The sequence below is a fragment of the Halopseudomonas sp. T1L2 genome, assembly GCF_055397385.1.
Window position 1 is genome coordinate 2,678,353 of the sequence record NZ_AP040865.1, and the last position, 14,873, is coordinate 2,693,225.

Annotated in this window: 12 protein-coding genes; 7 read left to right on the forward strand and 5 right to left on the reverse strand. The window is 62.1% G+C overall.

The features are described 5' to 3' along the window. Positions 1–138: 138 nt before the first annotated feature. Complete coding sequence (gene thiI / locus ACZ5WQ_RS12730) at positions 139–1,593, reverse strand: tRNA uracil 4-sulfurtransferase ThiI (RefSeq protein WP_228247078.1); 1,455 nt, start codon at positions 1,591–1,593, stop codon at positions 139–141. 311 nt (positions 1,594–1,904) lie between these two features. Between thiI and glnA the strand changes: the two genes are divergently transcribed. The 5 genes from glnA to trmL all read left to right on the forward strand — a co-directional run bounded on the left by glnA (position 1,905) and on the right by trmL (position 7,764). Further along, the gene (glnA, locus tag ACZ5WQ_RS12735) at positions 1,905–3,308 is read left to right on the forward strand and encodes a glutamate--ammonia ligase (RefSeq protein ID WP_228247079.1); all 1,404 of its coding nucleotides are present in this window, start codon (positions 1,905–1,907) and stop codon (positions 3,306–3,308) included. 142 nt (positions 3,309–3,450) lie between these two features. Further along, on the forward strand, positions 3,451–4,086 hold the full coding sequence (locus ACZ5WQ_RS12740; protein ID WP_464382429.1) for a DUF4124 domain-containing protein: 636 nt from the start codon (positions 3,451–3,453) through the stop codon (positions 4,084–4,086). A 300-nt stretch (positions 4,087–4,386) separates the two neighbouring features. Continuing rightward, positions 4,387–5,466, forward strand: coding sequence for a nitrogen regulation protein NR(II) (gene glnL / locus ACZ5WQ_RS12745; RefSeq protein WP_088276079.1), 1,080 nt, complete (start codon positions 4,387–4,389; stop codon positions 5,464–5,466). A gap of 123 nt (positions 5,467–5,589) precedes the next feature. Next, positions 5,590–7,032 (forward strand): nitrogen regulation protein NR(I), encoded by a 1,443-nt coding sequence (ntrC, locus tag ACZ5WQ_RS12750; RefSeq protein ID WP_088276078.1) that lies wholly within the window; start codon positions 5,590–5,592, stop codon positions 7,030–7,032. 267 nt (positions 7,033–7,299) lie between these two features. Continuing rightward, on the forward strand, positions 7,300–7,764 hold the full coding sequence (gene trmL / locus ACZ5WQ_RS12755) for a tRNA (uridine(34)/cytosine(34)/5-carboxymethylaminomethyluridine(34)-2'-O)-methyltransferase TrmL (RefSeq protein ID WP_088276077.1): 465 nt from the start codon (positions 7,300–7,302) through the stop codon (positions 7,762–7,764). 182 nt (positions 7,765–7,946) lie between these two features. On the opposite strand, the gene ACZ5WQ_RS12760 is transcribed toward trmL, so the two are convergent. After that, positions 7,947–8,924, reverse strand: coding sequence for an NADPH:quinone oxidoreductase family protein (locus ACZ5WQ_RS12760; RefSeq protein WP_088276076.1), 978 nt, complete (start codon positions 8,922–8,924; stop codon positions 7,947–7,949). A gap of 173 nt (positions 8,925–9,097) precedes the next feature. Between ACZ5WQ_RS12760 and ACZ5WQ_RS12765 the strand changes: the two genes are divergently transcribed. Then, entirely contained in the window at positions 9,098–9,502 is a 405-nt protein-coding gene (locus tag ACZ5WQ_RS12765; RefSeq protein ID WP_228247082.1) for a flagellar basal body-associated FliL family protein, read from the forward strand. 28 nt (positions 9,503–9,530) lie between these two features. Here ACZ5WQ_RS12765 and gshA read toward each other — a convergent pair whose 3' ends face one another. The 3 genes from gshA to ACZ5WQ_RS12780 form a co-directional block, all read right to left on the reverse strand. Beyond that, complete coding sequence (gene gshA, locus ACZ5WQ_RS12770; RefSeq protein ID WP_464382430.1) at positions 9,531–11,108, reverse strand: glutamate--cysteine ligase; 1,578 nt, start codon at positions 11,106–11,108, stop codon at positions 9,531–9,533. Positions 11,109–11,185: 77 nt separating this feature from the next. After that, positions 11,186–11,590 carry a PaaI family thioesterase gene (locus ACZ5WQ_RS12775; RefSeq protein ID WP_088276073.1) on the reverse strand — a complete coding sequence of 135 codons (405 nt, stop codon included), beginning with the start codon at positions 11,588–11,590 and terminating at the stop codon, positions 11,186–11,188. Between the two features lie 4 nt (positions 11,591–11,594). Next, on the reverse strand, positions 11,595–13,925 hold the full coding sequence (locus ACZ5WQ_RS12780) for a Tex family protein (RefSeq protein ID WP_464382431.1): 2,331 nt from the start codon (positions 13,923–13,925) through the stop codon (positions 11,595–11,597). Positions 13,926–14,118: 193 nt separating this feature from the next. Here ACZ5WQ_RS12780 and ompR point away from each other — a divergent pair, with 193 nt between their 5' ends. Further along, positions 14,119–14,841: an osmolarity response regulator transcription factor OmpR gene (gene ompR / locus ACZ5WQ_RS12785; RefSeq protein WP_088276071.1), complete on the forward strand. Its 723-nt coding sequence runs from the start codon at positions 14,119–14,121 to the stop codon at positions 14,839–14,841. Positions 14,842–14,873 lie beyond the last annotated feature (32 nt).

Here is a 14,873-nt window from a genome sequence, read left to right on the forward strand (position 1 = left end):
TCTTGACCTCTGAGAGCTTCTTGCAGCGTTGAAGCCAATGAAGAGCCTGACAACCCTTGCCGGCCCTTCTTCCCGGCACGCCCTGTTTTGCTTGTGGCTTGCGGCTTGTGGCTTGCGGCTCAAGCGGTAGCGCGAGCGCTAGCGCTTCGGCCTGAGCACCCGCACATTCCCATATCCCTCATCCAGCAGATACTGGGCATGCAACTGACTCATCACCCCTTTCTCGCAATAGAGCAGATAGGCGCGCGAAGGGTCGAGCTCGGCAAAACGGCTGTTGAGGGTGTAGAACGGAATCGACAGCACCTCGATGCCATCCAGCTGCACTGGGCGCAGTTCCTGTTCGTCGGGGTGACGGATATCGATCACGATCTGCCCGGTCAGCGCCTGCTCGACAATCTCGACCGGAGAACCACCCTCGAGCATCTCGCCCAGCTCGCTGCATTCGCTGTAAACCGCGCTTTCAATGGCCTGCGACAACACCTCGAAGTTGAACGATGCTTCGGCCGCTTCAACCCGCGCCACTGTGGTACGAATGGCCGGACTCACCGAGATAACACCGCAGTACTCAGGCATGCTGCTGGAAAACTCGAGCGTGCCGATGCGGCGGGCAACATCAATAATATCCAGCTTGCTGGTGGTAATCAGCGGACGAATGACCAGCCGCTCGGCCGCCTTGTCGATAACGCTCAGATTCGGCAGCGTCTGGCTGGCAACCTGGGCAATGGCCTCACCGGTGACCAGCGCATCGATACCCAGACGGTAGGCCACACGGTCCGCCGCCCGCAGCATCATGCGCTTGAGCACTACACCCATTTGGCTGTTTTCAACGTTCTGCAGAATCTCGGCGACTACGCCCTCGAACGGAACACTGACAAAGCGCAGGCGATGACTGCTGGCGTAGCGCTCCCAGAGGTAATGGGCAACCTGGCGCACGCCCAGCTCATGGGCACTACCGCCCAGGTTGAAGAACACGAAATGCGGCAGCAGACCGCGCTGGAGCATCTGATAGCTCGCCACAGTGGAGTCGAACCCCCCGGAAAGCAGGCTGAGCACCGGCTCCATGGTGCCCAGCGGGAAGCCGCCCATGCCCTCATGACGCGCCTGGATCAGATATATTTTCTGATCCCGAATCTCCACATGCACTTCTACTTCAGGATCTTTCAGCGACACACCTGCCGCGCCACAGCGGCTGTTAAGCGCGCTGCCAACCTTGATCGCCACGTCCTGCGAGGAGAACGGATGAGTGCCCACCCGCTTGCAGCGCACCGCGAAGGTCTTGCCGCGCAGCTGCTCGCCCACGCTGGACACGCACAGCTCAATCAACTCATCGATGCTGCCAAGCGGATACTCGTGCACCTCGAAGCAGTGCGAAATACCCGGCGTGTTGCGCAGACGCTCAATGCAGCGCTGCTGCAGCGCCGCATCAGGCCCCAGATTGACTTCAAGACTGTCCCAGTTCCCGTTGACCCGGGCCTGGGGGTCGACCGCCGACAACACCTTTTTCAGGTTGCCCTTCAATTGTGCGACAAAGCGTTTACGAACCTGGCGGCTCTTGATGGTGATTTCCGGGAAAAATTTGATGATCAGTTTCATGGGGCTGGCGTATCGTGCGCAAAGCGCTGCATTATACGCGCAGCAGGCGCTCGGCGCTCGGCTAACTGCCGCGTGCAACGTGCACCAAGTTGGGTCGCTAGCCACACCAACTGCACCAACAAGGTGCTCCAGAATGGTGCGAACCATCGGTTTATGGAGCAGAAGATGTCAAGAATGGGGCTTTCAGCCAATGCTCCGAAATGGCACACCTTTTGCTCACTTGTAATGCAACCGAACGGCGGCCTGTCCGCTAGACGTTATATGAGGCGCCAGACCCGCTGTCTGGCAAAAGATTCCTGTTGGAGGAAACCATGTCGAAAGCGATGCAACTGATCAACGAGCATGACGTGAAGTGGGTAGACCTGCGCTTCACCGATACCAAGGGCAAGCAGCAGCACGTCACCATGCCGGCACGTGATGTCAATGATGACTTCTTCGAAGACGGCAAGATGTTCGACGGCTCCTCGATTGCCGGCTGGAAAGGCATCGAAGCCTCCGACATGATCCTCATGCCCGATGACAGCACTGCCGTTCTGGACCCGTTCACCGAAGAGCCGACGCTGATCATCGTCTGCGACATCATCGAGCCCTCCACCATGCAGGGCTACGAGCGCGACCCGCGCGGTATCGCCAAGCGCGCCGAGGAATACCTGAAGTCCACCGGTATCGGTGACACCGTATTCGTTGGTCCGGAGCCGGAATTCTTCGTATTCGACGAAGTCAAATTCAAGTCCGACATCTCCGGCTCCATGTTCAAGATCTTCTCTGAGCAAGCTTCCTGGAACACCGATGCCGATTTCGAGACTGGCAACAAAGGTCATCGTCCTGGCGTCAAGGGCGGCTACTTCCCGGTTCCGCCGGTCGACCACGACCACGAAATCCGTACCGCCATGTGCAACGCACTGGAAGAAATGGGCCTGACCGTTGAAGTTCACCACCACGAAGTGGCAACTGCCGGCCAGAACGAAATCGGCGTGCTGTTCAACACCCTGGTGAAGAAGGCCGACGAAGTACAAACCCTGAAGTACTGCGTGCACAACGTTGCCGACGCGTTCGGCAAGACCGCTACCTTCATGCCGAAGCCGCTGTACGGCGACAACGGTTCCGGTATGCACGTTCACATGTCCATTTCCAAAGACGGCACCAACACCTTCGCTGGCGAAGGCTACTCCGGCCTGTCTGACACCGCCCTGTACTTCATCGGCGGCATCATCAAGCACGGCAAGGCGCTGAACGCGTTCACCAACCCGGCCACCAACTCCTACAAGCGTCTGGTTCCCGGCTTCGAAGCGCCGGTCATGCTGGCCTACTCCGCCCGCAACCGCTCTGCCTCGATCCGTATTCCGTACGTTTCCAGCCCGAAAGCACGCCGCATCGAAGCGCGCTTCCCGGACCCGGCAGCCAACCCCTACCTGTGCTTTGCTGCACTGCTGATGGCCGGCCTGGATGGTATCCAGAACAAGATCCACCCTGGCGATGCAGCCGACAAGAACCTGTACGATCTGCCGCCGGAAGAGTCCGCACAGATCCCGCAGGTTTGCGGCAGCCTGAAGGAAGCACTGGAATCGCTGGATGCAGACCGCGAATTCCTGACCAAGGGCGACGTGTTCACCAACGAGTTCATCGACGCCTACATCGACCTGAAGAGCGCCGAAGAAATCAAGGTTCGCACCTTCGTTCACCCGCTGGAATACGACCTGTACTACAGCGTCTGATCCAGAGACAGGCAACTGTCACCCAAAAGGGGCGCCCAGTCGGGCGCCCCTTTTTTACGTCTGTCGCAGATGCAGACGAAGGCAGTTGCCAGCTCTTCCCGACGGTGCCAGCATGAATGGATACCTCAAGGAGAGTACGACAATGCCGCGCAAGCTTATCTTTGCCCTGTGCAGTGCGCTGATCTTCAGCCAGAGCGCCACCGCCGAGATCTATACCTGGACTGATGCCGAGGGCAATACCGTCTACTCGGACCAACCCTCACCCAATGCCAGACGCATTGAGGTCAGCACCCCAAACGCAATGGAGCCGCCACGCCCCTCACCATCCTACAATCAGCCCGACGAGAGCAGCAGCAGCTCGGCTGCCGCCCAGGGCCGTTACCGGCGACTGGAGATCACCAGCCCTGCCAACGACAGTGCCGTGCGCGCCAATGACGGCAACCTGATTCTCAGCATTGCCATTGATCCTCCCTTGCGCACCGGTGCGCTGCTGCGCGCCCGGGTCGACGGCACCCTGTCAGCACAGGCGCTGCCGGGTTCGGGTCAGACCGAAGCCAGCCTGACCCTGCCGAACCTCGACCGGGGATCGCACCAGATTGAAGCCGTCATCACCAATACCAGCGGCGAGGAACTGAGCGCCAGCAGCCCCATTACCGTGCATGTGCAACGCACCTCGCTCAACCAGCCGGGGAGGATCAACTCACCGAATCAGGCGCCACGGGCACCGGCAGCCCCCACAGCGCCCAACGTACCCAAGCCACCCGCCAGCACCCCGTGACCCTCCTCAGCGCGAATGACGAGCGCACCATTTCGGTGCATACTCGTCGCTCGCGACTCCAATTCGCGCACCGTTGCAATGCGCCTGACCGACAACGCTTAACCCGACGAACGGCTAAAGCCTCTGTCAACGCCAGCCGGCGATAGCAAGAAAGCCAGTAAATACAGGGCCTGCGCACGCCCCCGGGCATGCCAGACGCAAGCCGACAAACAAATGGGCAAGCGATTGCCCGCGTCGCCCCGAATGCGCCCCGAATTGGTTCGCTTCTTGCATTTCCCTGCCCAAACGACGGATATAGCCATGCTGCCAGACCGATTTCTACGCCAGATTCTCGATAACCTGACCACAGCGGTACTGCTGCTGGACAGCGACCTGCGCCTGAGCTTCATGAACCCCGCGGCGGAAATGCTGCTCGCTGTCAGCGGGCAAAGGGTGTATCAGCAGCCCGTGCAGGACCTGTTCACCGACAGTGCAGCGGCACTGGACTCACTGCACAACGCAGTCGAGAACGGACACCCCTTCACCAAGCGCGAAGCCCAACTGACCCTCAGCAACGGACAAAGCATGATGGCGGATTACTCGGTCACGCCGATCATAGCCGCCAATCGCAACTGGCTGCTGATGGAGCTGTACCCGCGTGATCGCCTGCTGCGCATCACCAAGGAAGAGGCACAGCTGTCCAAACAGGAAGTAACCAAAGTGCTGGTTCGCGGCCTGGCCCACGAGATCAAGAATCCGCTCGGCGGCATTCGCGGCGCCGCTCAGCTGCTGGCCCGGGAACTACCGGAAGACGGTCTCAAGGACTACACCGACGTCATCATTGAAGAGGCCGACCGCCTGCGTAATCTGGTCGACAGCATGCTTGGCCCGTACCGGCCACCGGCGCTGCGGCCGATCAACATTCACGAGATTACCGAGCGCGTCTGCAGCCTGATCGAGGCCGAAACCCAGGGCGCGCTGCATATCAAGCGCGACTACGATCCAAGTATTCCGGACGTGCAGGCCGACCGCGAGCAACTGATTCAGGCGCTGCTGAATATTGTCCGCAACGCCATGCAGGCACTCGCCGCCAACGGCCCGCTCGAACAGGGCCAGATCACCCTGCGCACCCGGACGCTGCGCCAGTTCACGATCGGCCAGACCCGTTACCGACTGGTGTGCCGGGTCGAAGTCATCGACAACGGCCCCGGCATCCCGGCCGATATTGCCGAAAGCATCTTCTACCCGATGGTCAGCGGTCGCGCCGAGGGTACCGGCCTCGGCCTGTCGATTACCCAGAACATCATCAGCCAGCATCAGGGGCTGATCGAGTGCGACAGCGTACCGGGAGAAACCACTTTCACCCTGTTTCTGCCACTGGAACAGGAGGGAGCCGACTGACATGACCAGCCGCCTCCGAAGAACAACGACAGCTGCCCCGCCGGCAGCTCGATCCTACGCATGCCTGCCTCTGCGCAATGCCTCAACTGCCTGCCGGCTGGACCGGACCTGGAGAACTGCTTTATGACCCGCTCACAGAATCGCGCCGAGAATGTCTGGATCGTTGACGACGATCGCTCCATCCGCTGGGTACTGGAGAAGGCATTGCAACAGGAAGGCATGGATCCGGTCGCCTTCGATAGCGCAGACGCCGCACTGGCGCGCCTGCAGCGCCAGCATCCGGATGTGCTGATCAGCGATATTCGCATGCCCGGCACCAGCGGGCTGGACCTGCTGGCCACCGTGCGCGAGCGCTACCCCAAGCTGCCGGTCATCATCATGACCGCCCATTCCGATCTGGACAGCGCCGTCGCCTCGTACCAGGGCGGCGCGTTCGAATACCTGCCCAAGCCGTTCGACGTGGACGAAGCCGTTGCCCTGGTCCGCCGCGCACTGGCCCACACCCATGAGCAGGAGGCGCAGGAAGAGGAAATCCTGCAGACTCGCACGCCGGAAATCATCGGTGAAGCGCCGGCAATGCAGGAAGTCTTCCGCGCCATCGGTCGCCTGTCGCACTCCAACATCACCGTACTGATCAACGGCGAATCCGGTACCGGTAAAGAACTGGTCGCCCACGCCCTGCACCGCCACAGCCCGCGTGCGCGCAACCCGTTTATTGCGCTGAACATGGCCGCGATTCCGAAGGATCTGATGGAGTCCGAGCTGTTCGGTCACGAGAAAGGCGCGTTCACCGGCGCCGCCGTGCAGCGCCGCGGCCGTTTTGAACAGGCCGACGGCGGTACACTGTTCCTTGACGAGATCGGCGACATGCCCGCCGAGACCCAGACCCGCCTGCTGCGCGTGCTGGCTGACGGTGAGTTCTACCGGGTCGGGGGTCATACCCCGATCAAGGTCGACGTCCGCATCATTGCCGCCACCCACCAGAACCTCGAAGGCCTGGTGCAGGCCGGCAAATTCCGCGAGGACCTGTTCCACCGCCTCAATGTCATCCGCATTCATATTCCCAAGCTGGCCGAACGCCGCGAGGACATCCCGGCGCTGGCACAGCACTTCCTCGCGCGCGCCGCACAGGAACTGGCCGTCGAACCGAAGACCCTCAAGCCGCAAACCCAGGACTATCTGCGCAACCTGCCGTGGCCCGGCAACGTGCGCCAGCTGGAAAATACCTGCCGCTGGATCACCGTCATGGCATCCAGCCGAGAAGTGCTGATCGAGGACCTGCCCCCGGAACTGCTCACCCAGCACCAGGACAGTGCGCCGGACGGCCATTGGGAGCACGGATTGCGCACCTGGGCCGACCAGGAACTGGCCCGTGGCGTGACCAACCTGCTGGATATCGCGGTACCCGCATTCGAGCGCATCATGATCGAAACCGCCCTCAAGCACACCGCCGGCAGACGCCGCGATGCCGCGCAGTTACTGGGCTGGGGCCGCAATACCCTGACCCGCAAGATCAAGGAACTGGGCATGAATGTCGACGGTTCCGACGACGATGAAAGTGAATAACGTACACCCACGGAGAAATTGGCACGCTTGATGCTAAATGACTAATGGGTGTATTTGGGGTGACCTCGGTTCAGGCAGGCTGGGGTCGCCTTTTTTTTGAGCTGCAAGCGGCAAGCTACAAGGAACCCCAACCCCAAACCCTTCCAGCCTCTAGCCTTCAGACCAACACCAAGGCTCGCAGCACCACGGACTGCTTGCGGCTTGAAGCTTGAAGCTTGAAGCTTGAACCGGGTAGCCTACCGCTCCGCCCTTGCGTAGCCGCCAGCCATGTTCCATATCGCCCTGCTCGAACCCGAAATCCCGCCGAACACCGGCAACATCATCCGCCTGTGCGCCAATACCGGCTGCCAGTTGCACCTGATCGAGCCGCTCGGTTTTGAGCTGGATGATAAGCGCCTGCGTCGCGCCGGGCTCGATTATCACGAATTCGCGGCCGTGCGCAGTTACCCGGATCTGACCAGTTGTCTGGAACAGGTGCAGCCGAACCGGGTGTTCGCCCTGAGCACCAAAGGCACCCGCTGGTTCAGTGAGCCCGAGTATCAGGCGGGCGACCTGTTCCTGTTCGGGCCGGAGAGCCGCGGCCTGCCGGCAGAGATACGCGAATCCCTGCCAGCCGATCAGGTACTGCGCATCCCGATGCAGGCCAACAGCCGCAGCCTGAACCTCTCGAATAGCGCCGCGATCCTGATCTACGAAGCCTGGCGCCAGCAGGGGTACGACGGCGCGCTGTGAGCGCGCCCAGCCGCAAGCCGCTCAGTGTGTCCCTGACACTGATGCTGCCAAATGATTTTTACCGGTTAGAGTGCCCTCGCGGCCCATGAAAAAACCCGCGCGATTCGGCACCGCACGGGTTTTTCTTGTAGCTTGCCGCTTGTGGCTTGTGGCTTCCCGCCAGGGCCAGCCTGCGGCTGGCGTCAGCGGGTCTTGACCACCACCTTGCCTACCGCCTGACGGGTGCTGAGAATGTTCAGCGCGGCTTCGTACTCGTTCAGCTCGAAGGTCTTGGAAACCAGCGGCTTGAGCTTGCCTTCGCTGTACCAGCGGAACATTTCCTGGAAGTTTTCCAGATTGACCTGCGGCTCGCGGGCAGCAAAGGCACCCCAGAACACACCAACGATGGACGAGCCTTTCAGCAGCGCCAGGTTGACCGGGAACTCCGGAATACGGCCGCTGGCGAAGCCGACAACCAGCAGACGGCCTTTCCAGTTGATGCAGCGCACCGCTTCGTCGAACAGGTCACCACCGACCGGATCATAGATCACATCGGCGCCCTGGCCGTTGGTCAGCTCCTTGACCGCATCCTTGAGGCTGACTTCACTGTAATTGATCAGCTCGTCGGCACCAGCCGCCTTGGCGACTTCCAGCTTTTCAGCACTGGAGGCTGCAGCAATGACGCGCGCGCCCATGGCCTTGCCCAGCTCAACCGCAGCCAGACCCACGCCACCGGAGGCGCCCAGCACCAGCAGGGTTTCGCCCGGTTTCAGCTCGCCGCGCTGCTTCAGCGCGTGCATGGAAGTACCATAGGTCATGCTGAAACCGGCGGCGGTGACAAAGTCCATGTCAGCGGGCATCGGTAGCACGCGCATCGCATCGGTTGCCACCTTCTCGGCAAAGCTGCCGAAGCCGGTCAGGCCCATCACACGGTCGCCGACTTTCAGGTGTTTGACGTTCTCGCCAACGCTGGCAACCACACCAGCCGCTTCGCCACCCGGAGAGAACGGAAACGGCGGCTTGACCTGGTACTTGCCTTCGATGATCAGGGTGTCAGGGAAGTTGACGCCGGCAGCATGGATGTCGATGACGACTTCATTTTTCTTGGCAACCGGATCGGCGGTCTCTTCCAGCACCAGACTGCTGGCAGGACCGTAGGCTTTGCACAGTACCGCTTTCATTGTTGTCTCCTTGGCTAAAGCTGAACATTGACCACAGTCTAGTCGCGAACCGGGCCACAGGGTCAATCACCATGCCCCGAGGTGATAGGTACGCATAAGACCGAAGACACGGGCATTTGGCGCTGAACGGCGGCTCGGCTATCCTGTGCGGACTTTCATGGAGTTTCAACCCGATGCATTGCAAACCGCTGTATGCCCTGCTGCTGGCCCTGACGCTGACAGCTACCCCGGCCCTGGCCGAAGAAGACGCCGCCGCACCGACCGCCCAATACGTCGAACTCAAGCCGTCGTTTGTCGGCACCCTGGGAGGCGGCCCGAAGATTCAGTACCTCAAGGCCGACGTTGCGCTGCGCACCAACGACGCCGCGGCAGTGGAGCGCATCCACTACCATGATGCGCTGATCCGCAACGCACTGGTGTTTCTGTTCAGCGAACAGCTGCCGGAAAACCTGGGAACGCTGGAAGGCAAGGAAGCCCTGCGGGCCAGTGCGCTTGCCGTCGTGCAATCGGTGCTGGAAGAGGAAGAAGGTGCGCCGTTGGTTGACGACCTGCTGTTCACCAACCTGATCGTGCAGTGACGGCAGCAGGGGCTTGCGCCCCTGTGTCTCAGGCCTGCTGGCTCAGATAACGATCCACAAAGGTATCGAAGTCAACATCGTCGGCCGCCTCAATCGCGGCCTGATCGGCCAGTGACGCGGCCGCTTCGGCGGCCAGCCGCGCCTGCGCTTCGGCGTCCAGCGGGCGATTGCGGAAGTACGCATCGTGCTCTTGCGACTGCGCCAGGGCGAAACGGAAGAAACTGTCGCCCTGCTCGGCAATCGCCGCAAGCACCCGGGCCGAGGGCGTCAGGGAAGAGTCCTTGAGCTTGGCACGCTGGATCGCCAGCGCCTCTGCAAACACCGAGCCGCCCTGGGCCTGATCAAACAGCGCAGCGCACCCGGCAATCTCGTCGAGCAGCGCTTCACCCCATTCAGTCAGGCTGCGCTCACGACCGTTGTCGTTCAGCATCAGGCCTGGCTCACGCCCCCGCTTGACCGCCAGACTGAAATTGTTGGCAGCGTGCTCACATTCGCTGTCGCTCAGCTGCGGGCTGTCGCTGATAGCACAGTACAGCAGGAAGCTGTCGAGGAAGCGGGCCGTCGCCGGCTCGATTCCGAGCGGCACGAAGGGGTCGATATCCAGGCAGCGCACCTCGATATACTCGACTCCGCGCTCACGCAGGGCATGCACCGGCTTCTCGCCGCTGTTGGCAACCCGCTTGGGACGGATCGGGCTGTAGAACTCGTTTTCGATCTGCAGCAGATTGGTATTGAGCTGCTGCCACTGGCCGCTGGCGTCGTGGGTACCCAGCGCCGCATAGGGGGCGTAAGGCAGGCTGATTGCGTCCAGCATGCTGCTGATGTAGTTATCGAGGCTGTTGTAGCAGACGTTCAGGCCGGACTGGGCGTTATTGTTATAGCCCAGATCACTCATCCGCAGACTGGTTGCCCAGGGCAGGTAAAGGCTTTGCTCGCCGAGCGGCTGCAGGCGATGATCACGCCCTTGCAGGAAGCTGGCACACACCGCCGGAGAGGCGCCGAACAGGTACATCAGCAACCAGGCGTAGCGGCGGAAATTGCGAATCAGCGCAAAATAACGCTCGGACTGATAGTCCTGCGCGCTGCGGGTGTCGCCCTCCTGTGCCTGCAAAACCTGCCACAGCTGCGGCGGCAGCGAGAAGTTGTAGTGAATGCCGGCGATGCACTGCATGGCCTTGCCGTAACGCACCGCCAGCCCGCGCCGGTAGACGTATTTCAGGGTGCCAACGTTGGAGGTGCCATACCAGGCGATCGGAATCTCCTCGTCGGTGGCTGGCAGACGACAGGGCATGGACTCGGTCCACAGCCGCTCCTCGCCCAGAGCGCTGTAGGTAAAGCGGTGAATTTCGTCCAGCTGGCCGAACAGCTCGTCGATTTGCCGGCTGACCGGGGTGATCAGTTCCAGCAGCGCTTCGGAGTAATCGGTGGTGATCCGTGGATGAGTCAGCGCCGAGCCCAGCGACGGCGGATGCGGCGTCTGCGCCAGCGTCCCGTCGGCGGAGATGCGCAGGCTTTCCTTTTCGATACCGTGCTGACATTCGCTCAGCAATGAGCGGTTCGCGGGTGTCGCCAGCAGGGCGAGGCGTTCACGGAGCAGTGGTGACAAGGTGTCACTCCTCAGGCAATGGATCGACGCATGCCGTCGATCCGTTTGATCAGTATAGAAAGGCCACCGGGGCTCGCTCAGATACGGGCGAAGGTGCCCAGGCACTTGGCTACCAGCACGCCATCCTGCCACACCTCGCCGTCCACGACGATGGTGCGCGTACCGGCATGCATCACCTTGCCGGTGCATTCCAGCACACCGCCGGTGACTGCTCGGGTGTAGTTGATCTTGCACTCGATGGTGGCGGTGCTTTCATGCGGCTCCAGCACGCTGAACGCCGAGGCGCCCATCGCCGAGTCCAGCAGGGTAAACACCACACCGCCATGCACCCGGCCGGTGGAATTGAAGTGCTTGTCGTCGATCGGCAGACGCAGGGTGCACAGCCCGCGCTCGATGGCCGCAAACTCGATGCCCACCAGGGCGGTAAAAGCGCTGCTGCGCTCGGCAGCAAAGGCGGCCAATGCCGGATGCAATTCGCTCATGGGATCATTTCTTCTTCAGGTTCTTGGCATTGGCAAACAGGTTGGCGAAGGTGCCGCCCGCGTCGACCGGGCGGGTATTGTTGCCGCCGCCATTGCCGCGCGGCGCACTCTGCCGGCCCCGATTGCGCTCGCCTGGCTGCTGACGCTCACCGGCAGGCTGAGGCTTGTCGTCAAGGCGCATGGTCAGGCTGATGCGCTGGCGCGGGATATCCACCTCGAGCACCTTGACCTTGACGATATCACCGGCCTTGACCACATCACGCGGGTCCTTGACGAACTGGTGCGAGAGCATGGAGATATGCACCAGCCCGTCCTGATGCACGCCGATATCGACAAAGGCACCGAAGTTGGCGACGTTGGTAACCACCCCTTCCAGTGTCATGCCCGGCTTTAGGTCCTTCAGGCTCTCGACCCCTTCCTGGAATTCGGCCGCCTTGAACTCGGGGCGCGGATCGCGACCGGGCTTGTCCAGCTCGCGCAGGATGTCGGTAATGGTCGGGATACCGAAGTGTTCGTCGGTGTAGCGCGCCGGCTCAAGCTTGCGCAGAAACGCCGAGTCGCCAATCAGACCCCGGACATCGCGGCCGGTCTGCTCGGCGATCCGCTCGACCAGCGGATAGGCCTCCGGGTGCACCGCCGAGGCATCCAGCGGGTTATCGCCGTTCATCACACGCAGGAAGCCCGCGGCCTGCTCAAAGGTCTTTTCACCGAGGCGGCTGACCTTGAGCAGCTCGCGACGGTTGCGAAAAGCGCCGTGGCTGTCGCGGTAATCGACGATGTTCTGGGCGATGCTCGGGTTCAGGCCGGAGACCCGGGTCAGCAGCGCCGCGGACGCGGTATTCAGGTCCACCCCAACGGCGTTCACACAGTCCTCGACCACCGCGTCCAGCCCGCGCGCCAGCTTCACCTGAGAGACGTCGTGCTGATACTGGCCAACACCGATCGCCTTGGGCTCGATCTTCACCAGCTCGGCCAGCGGATCCTGCAGGCGACGGGCAATGGACACCGCGCCACGATAGGTCACGTCCAGATCCGGGAACTCGCGTGCCGCCAGCTCCGACGCCGAGTACACCGACGCACCCGCCTCGGAGACCATCACCTTCTGCATCTTCTGGCCACTGCACAGCTTGATCAGGTCGGCAGCCAGCTTGTCGGTCTCGCGCGACGCCGTGCCGTTGCCGACAGCGATCAGGTCAACCTGATGCTTGGTGCACAGCGCTGCCAGGGTTGCCAGCGAGCGGTCCCAGTCATTGCGCGGCGCATGGGGGAAGATGGTGGCGGTGTCGAGCAGCTTGCCGGTAGCATCAACGACTACCGCCTTGACCCCGGTACGCAAGCCCGGGTCGAGCCCGAGGGTAACGCGCGGGCCGGCCGGCGCCGACAGCAGCAGGTCTTTCAGGTTACTGGCGAATACGCGGATCGCCTCGTCTTCGGCGGCTTCTCGCAGCTCGCCCAGTAATTCGGTTTCCAGGTGACCAAGCAGCTTGACCCGCCAGGTCCAGCGCACCACCTCGTTGAGCCAGCGATCAGCGGCGCGTCCCTGATTGACGATGCCAACGGTCTCGGCCACCAGCGCTTCGCAGGGATGCATGGTGCCGGGTGCCGGTTCGGCGTCGCCCAGCTCCAGCGCGATGCTCAATACACCCTCGTTGCGGCCGCGCAGAATCGCCAGCGCGCGGTGGGACGGCACCTTCTTCAGCGGCTCGTCGTATTCGAAATAGTCGGCAAACTTGGCGCCTTCCTGCTCCTTGCCGGCGACCACACGGGACACCACCCGACCGTCATCACGCAGCGCGCTGCGCAGACGCTCCAGCAGACTGGCGTTCTCGGCAAAGCGCTCCATCAGGATGTACTTGGCGCCATCCAGAGCAGCCTTGGCGTCCGCTACGCCCTTGTCGGCGTCAACATAACCGGCAGCAGTGCTCTCCGGATCCAGCGTCGGGTCGGCAAACAGCGCGTCAGCCAGCGGCTCCAGGCCTGCCTCGATGGCGATCTGGCCCTTGGTACGGCGCTTGGGCTTGTAGGGCAGGTACAGGTCTTCCAGCCGGGTCTTGGTGTCCGCCTCGCGAATGTCGCGTTCCAGCTCGGGGCTCAGCTTGCCCTGTTCGGCAATGCTCGACAGCACCGCAGCACGACGGTCCTCCAGTTCACGCAGATAGCGCAGGCGCTCTTCGAGGTAGCGCAACTGGGTGTCGTCCAGACTGCCGGTTACTTCCTTGCGGTAACGGGCAATAAACGGAACGCTGGCGCCCTCATCCAGCAGGCTGACGGTAGCGGCGACCTGCTCGGGGCGAACCGCCAGTTCGCTGGCGATGCGCGAGGCGATACTCTGCATGGTAGGACACTTCCACTCTTGGCTATGACAGGGCGGGCAGTATACCCGACACAGAGGCTCTGGTCGGCCTTCATAAAGCGGCTGGATGATGGCGCCATAACAGGGTAAAAAGAAACCTCTTGTAACAATGGCCAGCCCGCAAGCTACGGGGGCTGGGTCACAATGCAGGCTCATTCACTCCAATAGGTGATACATGGCTGACGAAGGCGAAAAAATCCTGATTGTCGATGACGATGTGCGGTTGCGGCGGCTGCTCGAGCGCTTTCTCGGCGAGCAGGGCTATCGCGTTCGCGCCGTGGAAGATGTGGCGCAGATGGACCGTCTGCTGGCCCGTGAAATCTACTCGCTGATCGTGCTCGATCTGATGCTGCCCGGCGAAGACGGCATGAGCGCCTGCGCACGCCTGCGGGCCGAGGGCAACACCACGCCGATCATCATGCTGACGGCCAAGGGCGATGAGACCAGCCGGATTCAGGGTCTGGAGATCGGTGCCGACGATTATCTCCCCAAGCCGTTCAATCCGCGCGAGCTGGTTGCCCGCATGAAGGCTGTGCTGCGTCGGCAGGCACCCCAGGTACCGGGCGCCCCGAGCACCGACGACGACCAGGTCACCTTTGGCGAGTTCACCCTCAATCTGGCCACCCGCGAGCTGACCCGCGGCGACGAGGTCAACATGCTGACCACCGGCGAGTTCGCCGTGCTCAAGGCGCTGGTGCGTCATCCGCGCGAGCCGCTGACCCGCGACAAGCTGATGCAGCTGGCTCGCGGCCGGGAGTGGGATGCGCTGGAACGCTCGATCGACGTGCAGATTTCCCGCCTGCGCCGCATGCTTGAGCCCGACCCGTCCAAGCCGCGCTACATCCAGACGGTCTGGGGCGTCGGCTACGTCTTTGTGCCGGACGGCAAGAATACGTGAAGGGCGGCCCCGGCTGGCACCCGCTGCTGCCA

Coding starts and splice junctions, on each gene's coding strand:
- ACZ5WQ_RS12780 (WP_464382431.1), bottom strand. CDS start 13,925: ATGCAGAGTATCGCCTCGCGCATCGCCAGCGAACTGGCGGTTCGCCCC.
- glnA (WP_228247079.1), top strand. CDS start 1,905: ATGTCGAAAGCGATGCAACTGATCAACGAGCATGACGTGAAGTGGGTA.
- thiI (WP_228247078.1), bottom strand. CDS start 1,593: ATGAAACTGATCATCAAATTTTTCCCGGAAATCACCATCAAGAGCCGC.
- ACZ5WQ_RS12765 (WP_228247082.1), top strand. CDS start 9,098: ATGCATTGCAAACCGCTGTATGCCCTGCTGCTGGCCCTGACGCTGACA.
- ACZ5WQ_RS12775 (WP_088276073.1), bottom strand. CDS start 11,590: ATGAGCGAATTGCATCCGGCATTGGCCGCCTTTGCTGCCGAGCGCAGC.
- ompR (WP_088276071.1), top strand. CDS start 14,119: ATGGCTGACGAAGGCGAAAAAATCCTGATTGTCGATGACGATGTGCGG.
- glnL (WP_088276079.1), top strand. CDS start 4,387: ATGCTGCCAGACCGATTTCTACGCCAGATTCTCGATAACCTGACCACA.
- ntrC (WP_088276078.1), top strand. CDS start 5,590: ATGACCCGCTCACAGAATCGCGCCGAGAATGTCTGGATCGTTGACGAC.
- ACZ5WQ_RS12740 (WP_464382429.1), top strand. CDS start 3,451: ATGCCGCGCAAGCTTATCTTTGCCCTGTGCAGTGCGCTGATCTTCAGC.
- ACZ5WQ_RS12760 (WP_088276076.1), bottom strand. CDS start 8,924: ATGAAAGCGGTACTGTGCAAAGCCTACGGTCCTGCCAGCAGTCTGGTG.
- trmL (WP_088276077.1), top strand. CDS start 7,300: ATGTTCCATATCGCCCTGCTCGAACCCGAAATCCCGCCGAACACCGGC.